We start from the raw sequence: 17,670 nt of genomic DNA, 5'->3' as shown, positions 1-17,670 counted from the left end.
TCTAGGACAGGAATAGTTTCTTTAAGGCTTCGGGTTATTCAGGCCTTATCCAAAATCAGTATCCTTGGAAAGGATTGTTAATCTCATGAGTGGTTCTCGGAAATTGGTGGTAGTTGGTGGTCTGCCTGAACCTATTGGTGGTGTTACAAACTTCCTTTTGAGGCTCACTGCCTCTGGTCAAATCCATTCCATTGTTGATATCTATCCAAATAAAAATAAACTGGTCCCAAAAGACTTTGACGGAAAGATTTGGTTTTTACGGTCAAAGCTGAGGTTAGTTCTAAAATTTTTTGGTTTGAGTAGTTGGTTTTCCGGTAATGACGTTTTCTTTAATTTTTCTAAATCGAGATCGTTGATTTTTTTTCTGGTCTTGCCAAAAAGAAGATCTCGCTTTTTTTTGATGCTACACCATGGTGATCTGTCATCCGGTAAGTTCAGGTGGATTTATCGTTTTGCGATTTCGCGAATAGATAGGGTTTATTGTATAAGTGAGAAACAGTATGATTTTTATATCGGGATAGGTGTTGCTGAACGGAATATAATTAAGTGTAAATCCTATTTGCCGCCGCGAAATCAGCTTTCATTTTGCTTAGATCAACGATTGCAGAAGATTGATAATTTCTTTCAAGGTAAAAGGGTAATTGTATGCTCCGGATATCCATCACCATTATATAACCATAAATGGTGCATTAATTTTGTCAAGGAGCATCCTGACTGGTCACTTGCTGTCTTTCTCTATGGAGACGGCAATGATTTCGACGATATTTTGAGGCTTTCCGATGCCTTGCCAAATGTTTTATGTTTTTACAACTTTAATCAGTTTGAGTTTAATTATGCCTTAGCTAAGGCTGCGGTATATTTCCGTCCCACTGTAGAGGATAGTTTTGGAGTTGCTGTGGCAGATGCGGTGACGCTTGGTATTCCGGCATTAGCATCAAATATATGTGAACGTTATCCAGGTACCTATCTGTTTTCACCCTCTGATTATAGGTCCTTTGAAAGGGATGCATTAAATTTTTTACGGGGTAAAGGCGTACGAGCCTGCGGAGATACGAGAAATTTCCAGTTTTCATTTGAAATTAATGCTAAGGGTAAAAAATGAAGCAAGTACTTCAAGACATGAGAGAGGGAAAAACATCTTTAACCTCTGCCCCTTGCCCATCTTGCACTACAGGGGCATTGGTGATTAATACGAGTAAAACGTTGGTCTCTACCGGGACCGAGAGAATGCTGGTTGATTTTGGTAAAGCCTCCTATCTCCAAAAGGCGAAGAAACAGCCTGAAAAGGTAAAAATGGTGATTGAGAAAGTGCAAACAGACGGCTTGATGACCACTATCGACGCTGTCCAGTCCAAACTTGCTCAACCCTTTCTACTTGGTTATTGCAACGTTGGTGTTGTGTCGGAGGTTGGAAAAGGCGTAGACAATTTCCAGGCAGGAAGTCGCGTGGTTTCAAATGGTCCTCATGCCGACGTGGTTAGGGTCCCCCAAAACCTCTGCGCACTGATTCCTGATTCAGTATCTGACGAGGAAGCGTCATTTACCGTGGTTGCTTCTATTGGTTTGCAAGGCATCAGACTTGCTGAGCCCACTTTAGGGGAAAGCTTTGTAGTAACCGGAGTTGGCTTGATTGGCTTATTAACGGTCCAACTGCTTCGTGCCCACGGCTGTCGGGTTCTGGCAGTTGATTTTGATGAATCTAAGCTCGCGCTGGCTTGTGAGTTTGGCGCGAAAACCTGTAATCTCGCAAAGGGGGAAGATCCAGTTGCCGCTGGCATGGCGTTTAGCCGAGGCCGAGGCGTGGATGGGGTAATTATCACTGCGTCCACTAAATCTACAGATCCGGTTACCCAAGCCGCCCGAATGTCCCGAAAGCGGGGGCGGATTGTGTTGGTTGGCGTTACCGGGCTTGAACTGAACCGTGCAGATTTTTACGAGAAAGAACTGAGCTTCCAGGTATCTTGCTCCTATGGCCCCGGCCGGTATGACCCTGCTTATGAGGAGCAAGGGAGGGATTACCCGCTCGGTTTCGTGCGCTGGACCGAACAACGCAACTTTGAAGCAGTTCTGGACATGATGGCCAGTGGTCAGCTTGACGTGAAGCCACTGATTACCCATCGCTTCGATTTCGAGAACGCAACGGAAGCCTACGAGACCCTCTCATCCGATAAAACCGCTTTGGGTATTCTGCTGGAGTATAAAGGCGCACCAGAAAGCCGGCAGGTCAGGACCGTTACGTTGAATGAGGGCATAACCTTTAATCCACAGAAGTCTGTGGTTGGTTTTGTAGGGGCTGGTAACTATGCCTCCCGTATGCTAATTCCAGCGTTCAAGGCGGCTGGCGCTCAGTTTCATTCCATTGCAACGTCGGGTGGTATCAACGGTGTCATTCATGGTGAGAAGGCGGGGTTTGCGGAAGCCACTACAAACACCCAGGCGATGATTGATAACCCGGATATTAATACCATTGTGATCGTAACCCGCCATAACTCCCATGCTTCCTTCGTGGAGGCAGCTCTCAAGGCTGGCAAGCATGTGTTTGTTGAAAAACCTCTCGCGGTAACTCGTGATGATCTGAATAAGGTTCAGGAGCAGTTCCAGGCGAACCACGAAAGTGGTGTTACCGGTCACGTTATGGTCGGGTTCAACCGCCGGTTCTCGCCTCAGGTCCAGAAGATGAAGGAACTGCTTGAGTCGGTGAATGAGCCCAAGTCTTTCATTATGACCATCAACGCAGGGGCCATTCCGAGAGACCACTGGACTCAGGATATTGAAGTTGGTGGTGGCCGAATTATTGGAGAGGCTTGTCATTTTATTGACTTGATGCGCTTCCTTGCCGGTTCGAAAATTATGTCTGTACAAGCCCGTCGTATGGGGGATGCGCCTGGTGTAGCGGTTACGGAAGACAAGGCAGCCATCACACTTGGCTTTGCAGATGGCTCCTTCGGTACAGTGAATTACTTGGCCAACGGTGCCGCCAGCTTCCCGAAGGAGCGAGTGGAAGTGTTCGCTGCGGGCCGTGTGCTGCAACTGGATAACTTCCGCAAGCTAAGAGGGTTTGGTTGGCCGGGCTTCAAGAAGATGAACCTGTGGAAGCAGGACAAGGGCCAGGGAGCCTGTGCGGCTGCTTTTCTTGGTGCGATTGAAAAGGGCGAGGCTTGCCCGATACCGCCTAAGGAGATTTTTGAGGTGGCGCGGGTGTCGATAGAGGCCGCCGAGCAGTTACGTTCTCAGTGATAGGTTCAGGATAGTTTATGATGTCTGACATAAAAATTTGCATAGCTGGCTTGGGTTACATAGGCCTGCCTTCTGCTGCTCTGTTGGCCAACCGGGGCTATCAGGTTCAGGGTGTAGATATATCGCCAGAGGTGGTAGATACCATCAATCAGGGAGATATTCATATTGTTGAGCCAGATTTGGATTCTTTTGTTCATTCGGCGGTTAATTCCGGGCATTTGAAGGCGTCCCTCGACCCTGAGCCAGCCGATGTATTCATTCTTGCCGTGCCTACGCCTTTCCATGAAGGTTTTGTACCCAATATCGACTATGTGCTGGATGCAACCCGTGCGATTGCACCGGTGGTCAAGGCCGGTGACTTGGTGATTCTGGAATCAACTTCACCGGTGGGCACTACAGAGAAGGTTGCCCAAACCTTGCGCGAGGGTGGTGTTGATACCAACGCGGTTCACATTGCCCATTGCCCAGAGCGGGTTTTACCCGGCCATATCATGCGAGAGCTAGTCGAGAACGACCGCATTGTGGGCGGTATTACCCCCGAGGCGAGTGAAAAGGTGGCGGCTTTCTACCGTACCTTTGTAACCGGTGAGGTTTTGGTAACCGATGCCCGCACCGCCGAATTGGCGAAGTTGACGGAAAACAGTTTCCGCGATGTGAACATCGCGTTTGCCAATGAGCTTTCTCTGCTGAGTGACAAGTTCGGTATTGATGTTTGGGAGCTGATCCGGCTGGCAAACCGACACCCTCGGGTGAATATTCTGCAGCCTGGTACCGGAGTGGGAGGGCACTGTATTGCGGTAGACCCCTGGTTTATTGTGCATGAAGGTGGTGAGGATGCTCGCTTGATCCGTGCCGGGCGTGAGGTGAATACCCGTAAAACCGAGTGGGTGGTTGAAAAGATCAAAGGAGAGGTTGCCCGTTTCAAGGATGAGCAGGGACGTGATCCGGTTGTCGCTTGTATGGGGCTCGTCTTCAAGCCAAATATTGACGACCTGCGAGAGTCCCCGGCGCTGTGGGTTTTCCAGCAACTGGTCGCTGCTGATGTTCAGCCGTTGGCTGTTGAGCCGAATCTGAAAAAGCACGCGAGTATAACTCTAACGCCGTGGCAGGATGCAGCAGTTAAGGCCGATATCGTGGTTTACCTGGTGGCGCACCGGGAGTTCAAGAAGCTTGAGGTTGCTGGCAAAGTACTGGATTTCTGCGGAGTGGTGCAGGCGTGAGGGTTTTGCTCGTTTTTGGTACTCGACCCGAAGCCATCAAGATGGCCCCGTTGGTGAGGGCCCTGCAGGCAGATAGTTATTTCGAGGCGAGAGTGGCGGTAACTGCCCAGCATCGGGAAATGCTGGATCAGGTTCTGGCGCTGTTTTCGCTCGATCCTGACTACGATCTGAACGTAATGCAGCCTGGACAGGATCTGTACGATGTAACCAGCAAGGTTTTGCTTGGTCTGCGTGAGGTGCTGGCCGATTTCAAGCCGGATGTAGTGCTGGTGCACGGGGATACTGCGACTACCTTTGCGGGTGCTTTGGCGGCTTTCTATCAGCAGATTCCTATTGGCCATGTGGAAGCCGGTTTGCGTACCGGTGACTTGTATTCCCCATGGCCTGAGGAGGCCAACCGGCAATTAACTGGAAGGCTGGCGCAATGGCATTTCGCCCCGACGGAGCGCAACCGAAGGGCACTGCGAGCTGAGGGGGTTGTCGAAAATCAGCTACTGGTTACCGGCAATACAGTAATTGATGCCTTGCAGTGGGTGGTTCAGAAAATTGCCGATTCTCCCGCGTTACTGCAGCATATTAATGAATCCCTTAGAGCTTCAGGACTTGATATTGAGGTGAAGGATAAGCGTTATGTGCTGATTACGGGCCATCGCCGGGAAAATTTCGGTAGTGGCTTTGAAAACATCTGCCAGGCGCTGAGAGCGTTAGCCGAAACAAATCCAGACGTTCATTTTGTGTACCCTGTTCACCTAAACCCGAATGTTCAAGGACCTGTGAAGCGGCTCCTGGATGGGCTGAGCAATGTGCACTTGATTGAACCCCTAGGGTACGAGCCTTTTGTTTATCTGATGCAGAAATCATATCTGGTGCTGACAGACAGCGGTGGTATACAGGAAGAGGCTCCTGGCCTTGGCAAACCGGTGCTGGTTATGCGTGACAACACTGAACGCCCTGAGGCCGTAGAGGCAGGCACGGTGCGCTTGGTGGGGACGGAAAGCAGTATAATCCGAGATGCGGTGCAGGAGTTGCTGGATAATGAAATCTATTATCAGCGGATGTCCCAAGCCCACAACCCTTATGGGGATGGCGAAGCTTGTCTACGAATCGTTGAGTTTTTGAAAGACACCGTTGCAGGTAAAGGACGTTGAGACTTTGAGAATGGTAGTTCTGAAGCTAAGAGTCATTATGGCGCTTGGGCTTATTAGTGTCCTGAGGGTACTTTGGTTCCGGTTGAGTGTGCGCTTTGGGTTCAACTCGGTAAAGTGGCTGCAGGCTGATGTTCCCGAGGGGCCATTCTTTACCGCTGGGGTTATTCCGCCTGGATTGGCTAAGGGGTATCAGTACGCTCCTTCAGGCTTTGGGTGCGTACCTGTGAATGGAGATCGAACTCCTCCCGACTGGCACCGGAGTATTCTGACTAGACGTCGCTGCGTAAACCCCGACTATCCCTGGTACTTAATTCCTGATTTCGATCACGACCTGGGCGACATTAAGGGCGTATGGGAACTCTCCCGGTGGGATTGGGTGTTGGGGTTTGCACGGGAGTATTGTGAGGGGAAAGCTGAAGGGCTGACCAAGCTGGAAATCTGGCTGGATGATTGGGTAACAGCCAATCCGCCGTATTTTGGCCCTAACTGGAAGTGCGGACAGGAGGCGTCGATTCGCGTGATGCATCTGGCCATGGCGGCGATCATGCTTGGGAACGTCAATAAACCGGAAGCATCGCTTTTAAAGTTGGTCGAAGTTCATATGCAACGCATCGCTCCGACCATCAATTACGCTATTGCGCAGGACAATAACCATGGTACTTCAGAGGCCGCAGCCTTGTTTATAGGGGGTGCCTGGCTTGCAATACACGGTATTGTAGAAGGTGAGCGGTGGCAACGACAGGGGCGGAAATGGCTGGAAAATCGCGCACGGCGATTGATAGAAGAAGATGGCAGCTTTAGCCAGTATTCGGTGAACTACCACAGGGTAGTGCTAGATACTTTCTCCATGGTAGAAGTCTGGCGTAGATCCCAAGCTTTGCCTGCATTTACCGAGCATTGGTACGTAAAAACAGCGGTCGCAACCGAATGGTTGCGTGCTATGTTGCAGCCGGCTGGTGATGCTCCCAACTTGGGGGCCAATGATGGTGCCCGGTTATTGCCTCTCGCCGCGACGGATTACCGGGATTATCGGCCTTCTGTTCAGCTAGCAAGTGCACTGTTTTGCCAGCAAAGAGCGATTCAGGGGCACGGAGAGTGGAATGTCCCCTTGGGCTTGTTGGGTGTCGAAGTGCCCAAGACTCAGGCTCCGGCAATTGGTAGCGCGCTGTTTGATCATGGTGGTTACGCCATTTTGCGCAATCGAGTTTGTTTCGCATTGCTTCGATATCCGCGCTTTCGATTCCGGCCGGGCCAAGCAGATGCTCTGCATCTGGATTTGTGGCTTGGGGAGTGTAACCTTTTGCGGGACGGTGGTTCTTTCGGTTACAACACGAAAGAACCTTGGCAACGTTATTTCCCAGGAGTGGAGAGTCACAATACCGTTCAGTTCGATGACCGGGATCAGATGCCCAGATTAAGCCGTTTTCTTTTTGGGGAGTGGCTCAAAACCACCCTTTTTGAGCCTTTAAAAGAAACAGCAGATGGTCCGACTGTGTCGGCAGGGTATTGTGACTATAAGGGTGCGTGCCATACACGCAAGGTAACACTCGGTAAGGACCGTCTGAGTGTTGAAGACGAGGTTAGTGGTTTCTCAAAGTCCGCAGTGTTGCGCTGGCGATTGATGCCCGGTGAATGGAAGTTAAAAGGCCAGACTGCCACTATGGGTGACGTTTCCATTGCTGTAATAGCGAGCGTACCTATTGTTCGTTGCAAGTTGGTTGAAGGCTGGGAATCCCGCTATTACGGACAAAAAACGCCATTGCCTGTGCTTGAAGTCGGGTTGGCCAAACCCGGTCACCTGACCACGGAAATAACCTGGGGCACACTTTGAAAGTTCTATATTTTCACCAACATTTTGTCACACCCAAAGGCGCAGGTGCCATACGCTCATACGCAATGGCTCGCACGCTGATTGAGCATGGTCACACAGTTACCTTGGTTTGTGGTAGTAACACCACCGGAACCACTGGTCTTGGTGGACCGTTTTCTGTCGGCAAGCGCCGGGGAGTGGTGGATGGCATTGATGTGATTGAGTTGGACCTTGCCTATTCAAATAACGATGGATTTGTGAAACGGGCGTGGACGTTTCTTATGTTCGCACTGCGCAGCATCTGGATTGCGCTGACTGAAAAATACGATCTGGTGTTTGCAACATCAACACCACTTACCACTAGTATTCCAGGTATTTTTGCCCGCTGGATTCGCGGAAAACCTTTTGTGTTTGAGGTTCGGGACCTGTGGCCTGAATTGCCCAGAGAGATGGGCGTGATCACCAATCCGGTGGCGCTTTGGGCCATGGGATTGTTGGAGTGGGTAAGCTATCACTCTGCTCACCGTTTGGTTGGCTTGTCGCCAGGTATTGTGGAGGGCATTAAAAAGCGGGGGGTGTCAGGAATCCATATTGCAATGGTACCTAATGGTTGTGATCTGGATATTTTCACAGAAAGCGCCACACCCTGGCGGCCGCAGGGCGTAGCGGGATCAGACCTGATGGCGGTGTTCGCTGGTACCCATGGCATCGCCAACGGCCTGGACGCCGTTCTCGACGCAGCAGGTGAACTGAAAAAGCGTGGCCGTGATGATATAAAACTGGTGCTGATTGGTAGCGGAAAATTGAAGGCAACATTGCAGGCAAGGGCAAAGAGAGAGAATCTGAGCAATGTGGTTTTTCATGCGCCCGTAAAGAAATCGGAACTGGCAGGCCTGATGCGGGCCACTGATATTGGTATGCAGATTTTGGCAAATGTGCCGGCGTTTTACTACGGAACTTCACCAAACAAGTTTTTCGATTATATAGCGGCGGGCTTGCCGGTATTGAACAACTACCCTGGCTGGCTGGCTGAGATGATCGAGAACGAGCAGTGTGGTTATGCTGTTCCTCCAGCCGACCCGGTGGTTTTTGCGGACGTATTGGAACAGGCCGCCAGTGAACGGGACCAATTGCCGATTATGGGTCAAAAGGCCAAGGCCTTGGCAAAGCGGGATTTTGATCGGGAGAGGATGGCTGATGAGTGGTTGCACTGGGTGACAGGAGCAGCCCGATGATAAAACGTTCGTTTGATGTGTTTTGCTCGTTGCTTGGGCTAATGGTGATGTTTCCGGTTATTTTGGTGGTTGCATTTTTGGTTTTCTGGAAACTTGGTGGTCCCATGTTTTTCCGCCAAACCCGCCCGGGCATGAATGGCAAACCTTTCAAAATGGTGAAATTCCGCACCATGCTGGAAGCAGTTGACGATCAAGGCAATATGCTCCCGGATAATGAAAGGCTCACGCGTTTCGGGGCCGTACTTCGTTCAACAAGTCTTGACGAGTTGCCTGAGTTCTGGAACGTCCTGAAAGGCGATATGAGCTTGGTTGGTCCCCGCCCGCTGCTTATGGAGTACCTGCCACTATATTCCAAGGAACAGTACCGTAGGCATGAAGTGCGTCCCGGAATTACCGGCTGGGCTCAGGTAAATGGCAGAAACGCACTGAGTTGGGATGAGAAATTCCGGCTGGATGTCTGGTATGTGGATAATCAGAGCTTTTGGCTGGATATGAAAATCCTGTTTCTGACGGTACAGAAGGTCGTGAAGCGGGACGGTATCAATCAGGATGGCGAGGCGACCATGACCAAATTTCATGGAAATGATTCGTGAAGCGGCTGGCTATTCTTGGTGCCAGTGGCCACGGCAAAGTGGTCGCGGATGCTGCCGAGCTGTCAGGTTGGGATGACGTGATTTTTTATGACGATGCCTGGCTAGGAATCGAGACGAATGGTGCGTGGCCGGTTAACGGCGGTAGTCGAGAACTGATTGAGAGTCTCGGGAGCTACGATGGGATCGTCGTGGCCATCGGGGATAACACTGTACGTCTTGAGAAGCTTATTGAACTGGAAGCGGGAAATGCGCCTCTTGTGGTTATAATCCATCCTTCAGCGCAGGTCAGTCGCTATGCGAAGGTGTCTCCGGGGACGGTTATTCTTGCTAATTCGGTAGTGAATGCCGGGGCCGAGCTTGGCAAGGGGTGTATTATAAATACGGGCTCGGTGGTAGAACACGATTGCACGCTGGCTGGTGGTGTTCATGTTAGCCCCAATGCTGCCTTGGCCGGTGGCGTGGTTGTCGGGCGGGCAAGCTGGATTGGTATTGGTGCGGCTGTCAAGCAGTTGGTCTCTATTGGCGACGGAGTCATTGTTGGTATGGGAGCTGTTGTAACCCGGAATATGCCTGATGGGGTTGTGGCCTTTGGTAGTCCCGCCCGGCCCATGTGAAGTTTTGCACTGAATTTTTGATCTGCACAGGTAAGGCTAACTGAATGCTGAATGGTCCTTTTTCCCCTTGGCCCTCCTTCACCCAGGAGGAGGCCGATGCGGTTTCCCGGGTGTTGCTATCCAACAAGGTTAATTATTGGACGGGGTCGGAGTGCCGTGAGTTCGAAAAAGAATTCGCACGCTTTTCCGGCACGGAGTACGCCGTTGCGGTGGCCAATGGTACGGTCGCCCTGGATTTGGCTCTCAAGGGGCTGGGTATCTGCAAGGGTGATGAGGTTATTGTTACCTCAAGAACGTTTCTCGCCTCCGTCTCCAGTATCGTGACAGCGGGTGCAACGCCGGTATTTGTGGATGTCGATCGTGATTCCCAGAACATCACCGCCGAGACGGTTGCTCCCCTGATTACCAACCGGACCAGGGCGATTATTGCCGTCCATCTCGCGGGCTGGCCTTGCGATATGGATGCCTTGAACGAGTTGGCCGGCAAGCACGAGATCTCGGTGATTGAGGATTGTGCCCAGGCGCACGGTGCCACATACAAGGGAAGACCAGTCGGCTCGCTGGGCCACGTCGCCGCCTGGTCGTTCTGCCAGGATAAGATCATGACCACCGGTGGCGAAGGTGGCATGGTGACCACAAATGATCGAGGGTTATGGTCCCGGATGTGGTCTTACAAGGATCATGGTAAAAGCTGGGAGGCGGTTTACAGGCGCGAGCATCCGCCGGGCTTTCGCTGGCTGCATGAGTCTTTCGGCACCAATTGGCGCATGACCGAAATGCAGGCGGTTCTTGGTCGTATTCAGTTAAAACGCATGCCTCAGTGGCATGAAATCCGCCTCCGGTATGCAGAGCAGATCTGGAAGACCGCGCGCATCCTGCCGGGCCTCAGGGTTCCTGTGGTGCCGGAGCCTACTGGGCATGGGGCCTACAAGTGCTATCTGTTTGCTGAATCCGGTAATCGGGATAACTTGATGCAGGCCATCGTTGACAAAGGTGTTCCCTGCTTCTCAGGCTCCTGCTCCGAGGTTTATCTTGAGAAAGCCTTTGAGGGAACCGGCTGGCGGCCTGAACATCCGCTGCCTGTGGCCCATGAGTTGGGTAAGACCAGCCTGATGTTTCTGGTCCACCCCACGCTCACGCAGGCGGAGGTTGATAAAACCTGCCAGGTACTCCAAGAGGTTGTGAAGGAAGCGCAATGATCAATACTTTTCTGAATCTCCCCCGGGTGCAAAAACGGCTGATCTCTGTGGCATCCGATATGGTTGTGCTGTTCGTTGCGATATGGTCCGCGTTCGCACTGCGCCTGGAGCAGCAGTTGTGGGTGCCGGACCAAGGCCATGTCATCGTAGCCGCCATTACCGTGGTGTTTACGATTGTTGTGTTCATTCGGTTGGGCCTGTACCGCGCGGTTATCCGGTTTCTGGGCGATAAGGCGCTTCTCACCATCATCTACGGAGTGTTTGCGTCGGCCCTGGCGTTGATTATTACCGGGTACCTGCTACAAGTGCCCATTCCACGTTCGGTGCCGATTATTTACGGCGCACTGGCGTTTGTGTTTGTCAGCGGAACACGCCTCGGGGTTCGCATGCTGGTGAATCACCCTCACCAGCGGAACAAGGAAGCGGTGGCCATTATTGGTGCTGGTGAGACGGGTATGGCTCTGGCTTCAGCGCTTCGGCAGGGTATGGAATATCGTCCGGTTGTGTTTGTGACTTTCAATAAAGCCAACCACAAATCGATGATTGACGGCTTGCCGGTGGTGAGTATCGATCTGATTGCCAAGAATATGCTCAAATACGGCGTACGCAGGATTCTGCTGGCGCTGGACCCTAACTCTCGGGTTGATCGCAAGAAGCTGCTGAAACAGCTGGAGCCCCTGTCGATTCCGGTACAAACGGTACCGTCGGTTTCCGAATTGGTGGCGGGGCAGGCGCGGATCAATGATATCCGGGATCTGGAAATTGAAGATCTGCTGGGCCGTGATCCGGTTCAGCCGGATAACGCCATTGTTGCGGCCAGCCTGTACGGGAAGTCGGTGATGGTAACGGGTGCCGGGGGGTCGATTGGTTCGGAGTTGTGTCGGCAGATAATCCGGCACCGGCCGAAGGTTCTGGTGCTATTTGAGCAGTCGGAGTTTTCCCTGTACGCCATTGAACGGGAACTTCAGTCCATAAACCGGATTGAGGGGTTGGATGTGGCGCTTCATCCGTTGCTGGGCAGTGTTCACCATCGCCGCCGGTGCGAAACGGTTATGAAGGCCTTTGGTACCCAGACGGTGTACCACGCGGCGGCCTACAAACATGTGCCCCTGGTGGAGCACAATGTGATTGAAGGTGTGCAGAACAATGTATTCGGCACCTGGTACACGGCGGAAGCGGCGGTCGCTGCAGGTGTGGAACGCTTTGTACTGATCTCCACGGATAAGGCCGTGCGGCCCACTAACGTGATGGGGGCCAGCAAGCGCCTCGCGGAGCTGGTATTGCAGGGCCTGGCGCGGCGGCAGCGCGGTACGGTGTTTTCCATGGTGCGATTCGGCAATGTGCTGGGATCTTCCGGCTCGGTGGTGCCCCTGTTCCGGGATCAGATTCGCGATGGTGGGCCGGTTACGGTCACCCACCCGGACATTATTCGTTACTTCATGACCATTCCAGAGGCCAGCCAGCTCGTATTGCAGGCCGGCAGCATGGGTGAGGGCGGCGAAGTGTTCGTGCTGGATATGGGCGAGCCGGTGAAAATTGCCGACCTGGCCCGCAAGATGATTCACCTGATGGGGCTGACAGAGAAAACTGACGAGCAGCCTGAGGGTGATATCGAGATAGTCTTCTCAGGCCTTCGGCCGGGCGAAAAGCTCTTTGAGGAGCTATTGATTGGTGATGACCCTCAGGGCACTGCCCATCCACGAATCATGATGGCGCGGGAGGTTTCCATGCCTTGGGCGGATGTGGAACAGACCCTGAACCGGCTGATGCGGGCGAGCCACGAGTTTGACTGCCAGGAAGTACAGGATATTTTGAAAGCGGCGCCTACGGAGTTTGCTCCGAATAGTGGCGTTGCAGACCTGGTTTGGTGTAACGGCAATCAGGAGCGGGTAAGCGAGGCAAGGAACGCGGGCAAGGTCCGCCGGTTGCCTTTGGGCTGATGTATGATTTCAGATTATGACTTAGTTGCGGGGGCCTGATGGCCTCCGTTTTTTTACCGATTCTTGGGTTGTGCTATTCTGCATCAATCGTATGAACTTTGATGCGGAGTAAAGTGATGGCAACCATACGCAAGACAATTACATTGACTGACCAACAGGGTGACTGGGTTAAGTCTCGGATTGCCAGGGGCGGTTTCACCAACGACAGCGAGTACTTTCGTGATCTGATCCGCCAGGATCAGGCGCGTAATGCGGGGATCGAACAACTGCGTGCGGCTCTTGAAGAGGGTGAACGAAGCGGTATCAGCAACCGCACCCCGCACGAAATCCGCGAGGCGGCCAGGGAGAGGCTGAAAGCAGATGGCAAGTTACCGGCTCAGTAAAAGAGCTGATGAGGATTTTGAATCCATTTATTTGTTTGGATTGCTGAATTTTGGTTTGATTCAGGCGGACGCTTATGCCGATGGACTGGAGGAGCGCTTTGAACAGATTGCTGCGCAGCCCGATTTGTATCCGGCCATTGAGCACGTTAAGGCCGGGTACAGACTCAGTGTTTATCAGAGTCACTCAATATATTATCGGGTTGAACAAATCGGAGTTCTTATTGTTCGCATTCTGCGTAATCAGGACCTGAAAACGGCATTGCTGTAGCAAATACTCAGTTCCAGGTTTGTCTTTCTTTAGCTAGTTCACTGACAAGGATGTTGTCATGATTGAAATCAGCCACCACGGCGCCACTTCTGGCGTCACCGGCTCCTGCCATGAGTTGACGTTAACTCCCGGGATGAATAAGGGGTCTGACCCCGCGGGGTCAGACCCCAGGTCTGCCGCCGACTCCGGATCTGCGGGCATGCTGGTGAAAAAGGGGTCTGACCCCGTGGGGTCAGACCCCAACTTCATTCCCTCGGGCTCTGCCGGCATTCTCATAGACTGCGGCCTGTTCCAGGGCGAGGACTCGGGCCGCGGCGCTTCTGCTTCCGATCTCTCCATTGATTTCCCCATCGGGCATATCCGCGCCCTGGTCGTTACCCATGTACACATTGATCATGTTGGCCGCATACCCTATTTGCTGGCCGCGGGTTTTGAGGGGCCGATTATTTGTTCGGAACCGTCGGCCATTATGCTGCCGGAGATTCTGGAGGATGCCCTGAAGATTGGCTTTACCCGGGACAGGCGATTGATTGAGCAGGTTCTGGGGCTGATTCGTTCCCGGCTGGTGCCGGTGCCCTATGGCCAGTGGCATTCGGTGTTTTCCGAGGATGATGCTTCGCTGTCGGTTCGGTTTCAGAGGGCAGGGCATATCCTGGGCTCGGCCTATGTGGAGTGTGATGCGCGTGTGGGGGATTCAGAGGAGCGCATCGTATTCAGTGGCGATCTGGGCGCGCGCCATGCGCCTTTGCTTCCTGCGCCTGAATCGCCGGAGCGGGCAGATCGTTTGGTGATTGAGAGTACTTATGGGGATAAGGACCATGAGGACAGAGAGACTCGGCGTTACCGGTTGAAGGCGGTGTTGGAGCATGCGCTGGAGGATGGGGGCACGGTTTTGGTGCCGGCGTTCAGTATTGGGCGGACGCAGGAGTTGCTTTATGAGATTGAGGGGTTGATTCATGAGTTTGGGGGTGACGGCGTAGCTTCGGGCATGAAAATGGGGTCTGACCCCGTGGGGTCAGACCCCGACTTCAACGCTAACTCCGAATCTGCCGGCAAGCTCGTGAAAATGGGGTCTGACCCCGTGGGGTCAGACCCCTCCTTCACCTGGGAGTCTCTGGAAATCGTCGTCGATTCCCCGCTGGCTGCGGAATTCACCCGCATCTACCGGGATCTGAAACCCTACTGGGATGCTGAGGCCACAGAACTGGTTCGCAAGGGCCGGCACCCTTTGTCCTTCGAGCAGCTCACTGTGATTAATTCCCACGAAGACCACCTGAATGCGGTGGATTACCTGGCCCGCTCTCATCGTCCCTGTGTGGTTCTGGCCGGTTCCGGCATGTGCGCCGGTGGACGGGTGGTGAACTATCTGAAAGCCATGCTGGGTGATGAGCGCAATGATGTGTTGTTTGTCGGCTATCAGGCGGCCGGTACGCCGGGGCGGGATATTCTGACTTATGGCCCCCGGGGTGGCTGGGTTGAGCTGGAGGGCGAGCGCTATGAGATTCGGGCGAGGGTTCATCAGGTGGGTGGTTATTCGGCCCATGCCGGGCAGAGTGATCTGCTTCGGTTTGTTCAGGAAATACCCGAAGCCCCCATGGAAATCCGAATAGTGCATGGCGACGCGGACGCGAAGCAGGCGTTGAAAAGATGTTTTCATTTCCTGCGAGACACAGACATAATTATTCCAGCAGGCTAGGGCGACACACGCCGGGTTTACTTCTGGGGAAAGGATTTCAAATGAAGAAAATTGCAGTCATCGGTCTTGGATATGTGGGGCTTCCTCTTGCGGCCGCATTCGGTGAAAAGCGCCAGATTGTCGGATTTGATATCAACAGTAAGCGCATTGCCGATCTTAAAGACGGTGTTGATTATACCCGCGAGGTCTCCCGGGAAGAGCTGGCTGCTTCATCCGGATTGTCGTTCACGGACAATCTGGAAGGCATTCGCGATTCCCAGATATATATCGTGACGGTGCCCACGCCTATCAATGAGTTCAAAACACCCGATTTAACGCCGTTGATAAAAGCCAGTGAAACGGTGGGCGCGGTTCTGAAACAGGGCGATATCGTGATTTATGAATCGACGGTATACCCCGGCGCGACGGAAGAAGTGTGCGTGCCTGTACTGGAGAAAGTCTCTGGCCTGGCGTTCAACCGGGACTTTTACGCCGGTTACAGCCCCGAGCGCATTAACCCCGGCGATAAAGAGCATCGGGTGGCCAGCATCATGAAAGTCACCTCCGGTTCTACTCCGGAGATTGCCAATGAAGTGGATGCGCTTTATGCCGGTATTATTACCGCCGGCACCCATAAGGCCAGTTCCATCAAGGTGGCTGAGGCGGCAAAGGTTATCGAGAATACCCAGCGTGATCTGAATATCGCGCTGATGAATGAGCTTTCGATGATCTTCGCGCGGCTGAAGATTGATACCCATGAAGTGCTGGCGGCAGCCGCTACCAAGTGGAATTTCCTGCCCTTCAAGCCCGGCCTGGTGGGCGGGCATTGTATTGGTGTGGACCCGTATTATCTCACCCATAAAGCCCAGGCTATCGGGTATCACCCGGAAATTATCCTTGCCGGGCGCCGGGTAAATGACAACATGGGCCCCTATGCGGCGGCCGAGCTTGTTAAAGCCATGATAAAAACCGGGCACACCGTTGCTTCTTCAAAGGTACTGGTGATGGGCCTGACCTTTAAGGAGAATTGCCCGGATTTGCGAAACACCCGGGTTGTGGATGTTATCCGCGAGCTGGAGGATTTCGGTTGTGCGGTGGATGTGACGGATTGCTGGGCGGATAATGAGGAAGCCGTGCACGAACATGGTATTTCTCTGGTGGGTGCCCCGAAAGCCGGTGACTATGATGCGGTTTTTCTGGCAGTGCCGCACCGGGAATACGCTGCGAAGTCGTCAAAGGAACTCCGGGCTTATTTGAAAACGGGTGGTGTCCTGTTTGATCTCAAAGGTATTCTGCCATTGGGCGAAGCTGATTTGAGGCTGTAAATTTGGGGTCAGATGAAAAGTTCATCTGACCCCATCTTCATGAAGAGGCAGTATGCAGATTTACGATGTATTTAATGGCGATGCCGATGGCATCTGTGCACTGATCCAGCTTCGCCTCGCCGAGCCTGCGGACACAACACTCATCACCGGCGTCAAGCGAGACACGGCACTGGCCCGCCGGGTGCCGACCGACGCCCCGGCCCGGGTAAATATCCTCGATATCAGTCTCGATAAAAACCGTGAAGCCGTAGATGAACTGCTTGCCGCTGGCTGCTCGGTTTTTTATGTGGACCACCACTTTCCGGGTGAGGAACTGCCTGATAGCCCCAACTTCACTGCCTTGATCAATACCCAGCCAACCACCTGCACCAGCTTGCTGGTGGACCAGTACCTTGGCGGCCGGTTCCATAACTGGGCAATTGCAGCTGCCTTTGGTGATAACCTCAATGCTGTCGGCGAGGCATTGGCCGCTGAGGCCGGTTTATCATCAGATCAGGCTGAGGCGCTTAAAACGCTCGGCGTTTGCATCAACTACAATGGCTATGGCGCGTCGGTAGAAGACTTACACTTTCACCCGGCCGATGTGTACCGGGAATGTGTGAAGTTTGAGGATCCTCTTGAGCTGATCAATTCCGCTCCCGGAGCATGGCAGCAACTGCGAGATGGTTACGAGGCGGACATGGCGCAGGGGCAGGCGGCCCCCGTTCTTTCCGAAACGGCTAGCTCACTTGTGGTGAAACTGCCGGACGAAGCCTGGGCGCGACGGGTGAGTGGCGTGTTGGGTAATGAGCTGGCAAACCGCAACCCCGGCAAAGCCTGTGCGATCATTACTGGGAAGGCCGATAATACTCACCTGGTGAGTATTCGTGCGCCCCTGAACAACCGCAGTGGTGCCGATGAGGTGGCGCGACAGTTTGCGACCGGTGGTGGGCGGAAGGCAGCCGCTGGGATTAATTCGCTGCCGGCAGATCAGTTGGATGAGTTCTTGAGCGTGTTTGCTGCATTTTGGGCTTGATGGCGCGG

The 17,670-nt window shown here is 53.1% G+C and carries 15 protein-coding genes; all 15 read left to right on the top strand.

Annotated elements, in window-relative coordinates:
- Window positions 1-85 precede the first annotated feature (85 nt).
- The 15 genes from QPL96_RS02850 to QPL96_RS02780 all read left to right on the top strand — a co-directional run bounded on the left by QPL96_RS02850 (window position 86) and on the right by QPL96_RS02780 (window position 17,662).
- On the top strand, window positions 86-1,102 hold the full coding sequence (locus QPL96_RS02850) for a hypothetical protein (protein WP_303285441.1): 1,017 nt from the start codon (window positions 86-88) through the stop codon (window positions 1,100-1,102).
- Window positions 1,099-3,237, top strand: coding sequence for a bi-domain-containing oxidoreductase (locus tag QPL96_RS02845; protein WP_303285440.1), 2,139 nt, complete (start codon window positions 1,099-1,101; stop codon window positions 3,235-3,237). Before QPL96_RS02850 ends, QPL96_RS02845 begins: the two co-directional genes overlap by 4 nt.
- A 20-nt stretch (window positions 3,238-3,257) precedes the next feature.
- A complete protein-coding gene (gene wecC, locus QPL96_RS02840; RefSeq protein WP_303285439.1) occupies window positions 3,258-4,457 on the top strand; it encodes a UDP-N-acetyl-D-mannosamine dehydrogenase in 1,200 nt (399 codons plus the stop codon).
- 41 nt (window positions 4,458-4,498) lie between these two features.
- On the top strand, window positions 4,499-5,605 hold the full coding sequence (gene wecB, locus QPL96_RS02835; RefSeq protein WP_368388902.1) for a non-hydrolyzing UDP-N-acetylglucosamine 2-epimerase: 1,107 nt from the start codon (window positions 4,499-4,501) through the stop codon (window positions 5,603-5,605).
- Between the two features lie 10 nt (window positions 5,606-5,615).
- Entirely contained in the window at window positions 5,616-7,436 is a 1,821-nt protein-coding gene (locus tag QPL96_RS02830) for an alginate lyase family protein (RefSeq protein ID WP_303285674.1), read from the top strand.
- Complete coding sequence (locus QPL96_RS02825; RefSeq protein ID WP_303285435.1) at window positions 7,433-8,650, top strand: glycosyltransferase family 4 protein; 1,218 nt, start codon at window positions 7,433-7,435, stop codon at window positions 8,648-8,650. The genes QPL96_RS02830 and QPL96_RS02825 overlap by 4 nt, the downstream gene beginning before the upstream one ends.
- On the top strand, window positions 8,647-9,243 hold the full coding sequence (locus QPL96_RS02820; RefSeq protein ID WP_303285434.1) for a sugar transferase: 597 nt from the start codon (window positions 8,647-8,649) through the stop codon (window positions 9,241-9,243). The genes QPL96_RS02825 and QPL96_RS02820 overlap by 4 nt, the downstream gene beginning before the upstream one ends.
- Entirely contained in the window at window positions 9,240-9,857 is a 618-nt protein-coding gene (locus QPL96_RS02815; protein ID WP_303285432.1) for an acetyltransferase, read from the top strand. Before QPL96_RS02820 ends, QPL96_RS02815 begins: the two co-directional genes overlap by 4 nt.
- A 44-nt stretch (window positions 9,858-9,901) precedes the next feature.
- Window positions 9,902-11,056: a DegT/DnrJ/EryC1/StrS aminotransferase family protein gene (locus QPL96_RS02810; protein WP_303285430.1), complete on the top strand. Its 1,155-nt coding sequence runs from the start codon at window positions 9,902-9,904 to the stop codon at window positions 11,054-11,056.
- A complete protein-coding gene (locus tag QPL96_RS02805; protein WP_303285429.1) occupies window positions 11,053-12,996 on the top strand; it encodes a nucleoside-diphosphate sugar epimerase/dehydratase in 1,944 nt (647 codons plus the stop codon). Before QPL96_RS02810 ends, QPL96_RS02805 begins: the two co-directional genes overlap by 4 nt.
- A gap of 116 nt (window positions 12,997-13,112) precedes the next feature.
- Entirely contained in the window at window positions 13,113-13,379 is a 267-nt protein-coding gene (locus QPL96_RS02800; RefSeq protein WP_303285428.1) for a type II toxin-antitoxin system ParD family antitoxin, read from the top strand.
- A complete protein-coding gene (locus QPL96_RS02795; RefSeq protein ID WP_303285427.1) occupies window positions 13,357-13,647 on the top strand; it encodes a type II toxin-antitoxin system RelE/ParE family toxin in 291 nt (96 codons plus the stop codon). Before QPL96_RS02800 ends, QPL96_RS02795 begins: the two co-directional genes overlap by 23 nt.
- A 58-nt stretch (window positions 13,648-13,705) precedes the next feature.
- On the top strand, window positions 13,706-15,343 hold the full coding sequence (locus tag QPL96_RS02790; protein ID WP_303285426.1) for an MBL fold metallo-hydrolase RNA specificity domain-containing protein: 1,638 nt from the start codon (window positions 13,706-13,708) through the stop codon (window positions 15,341-15,343).
- Window positions 15,344-15,384: 41 nt separating this feature from the next.
- On the top strand, window positions 15,385-16,647 hold the full coding sequence (gene tviB / locus QPL96_RS02785; protein WP_303285425.1) for a Vi polysaccharide biosynthesis UDP-N-acetylglucosamine C-6 dehydrogenase TviB: 1,263 nt from the start codon (window positions 15,385-15,387) through the stop codon (window positions 16,645-16,647).
- A gap of 52 nt (window positions 16,648-16,699) precedes the next feature.
- Entirely contained in the window at window positions 16,700-17,662 is a 963-nt protein-coding gene (locus tag QPL96_RS02780) for a DHH family phosphoesterase (protein WP_303285424.1), read from the top strand.
- The last annotated feature ends 8 nt before the right edge of the window (window positions 17,663-17,670 follow it).

Origin of the sequence: Marinobacter sp. SS8-8 (genome assembly GCF_030540945.1) — a bacterium.
Lineage (GTDB): Bacteria > Pseudomonadota > Gammaproteobacteria > Pseudomonadales > Oleiphilaceae > Marinobacter.
This window is presented reverse-complemented; position numbering and strand designations above follow the sequence as displayed.

Bases quoted from the DNA above. Each gene is read 5' to 3' on its own strand.
- QPL96_RS02780 (WP_303285424.1), top strand. From the start codon at position 16,700: ATGCAGATTTACGATGTATTTAATGGCGATGCCGATGGCATCTGTGCA.
- QPL96_RS02830 (WP_303285674.1), top strand. From the start codon at position 5,616: ATGGTAGTTCTGAAGCTAAGAGTCATTATGGCGCTTGGGCTTATTAGT.
- QPL96_RS02845 (WP_303285440.1), top strand. From the start codon at position 1,099: ATGAAGCAAGTACTTCAAGACATGAGAGAGGGAAAAACATCTTTAACC.
- QPL96_RS02800 (WP_303285428.1), top strand. From the start codon at position 13,113: ATGGCAACCATACGCAAGACAATTACATTGACTGACCAACAGGGTGAC.
- wecC (WP_303285439.1), top strand. From the start codon at position 3,258: ATGTCTGACATAAAAATTTGCATAGCTGGCTTGGGTTACATAGGCCTG.
- QPL96_RS02790 (WP_303285426.1), top strand. From the start codon at position 13,706: ATGATTGAAATCAGCCACCACGGCGCCACTTCTGGCGTCACCGGCTCC.
- QPL96_RS02820 (WP_303285434.1), top strand. From the start codon at position 8,647: ATGATAAAACGTTCGTTTGATGTGTTTTGCTCGTTGCTTGGGCTAATG.
- QPL96_RS02805 (WP_303285429.1), top strand. From the start codon at position 11,053: ATGATCAATACTTTTCTGAATCTCCCCCGGGTGCAAAAACGGCTGATC.
- wecB (WP_368388902.1), top strand. From the start codon at position 4,499: ATGGCCCCGTTGGTGAGGGCCCTGCAGGCAGATAGTTATTTCGAGGCG.
- tviB (WP_303285425.1), top strand. From the start codon at position 15,385: ATGAAGAAAATTGCAGTCATCGGTCTTGGATATGTGGGGCTTCCTCTT.
- QPL96_RS02850 (WP_303285441.1), top strand. From the start codon at position 86: ATGAGTGGTTCTCGGAAATTGGTGGTAGTTGGTGGTCTGCCTGAACCT.
- QPL96_RS02795 (WP_303285427.1), top strand. From the start codon at position 13,357: ATGGCAAGTTACCGGCTCAGTAAAAGAGCTGATGAGGATTTTGAATCC.
- QPL96_RS02810 (WP_303285430.1), top strand. From the start codon at position 9,902: ATGCTGAATGGTCCTTTTTCCCCTTGGCCCTCCTTCACCCAGGAGGAG.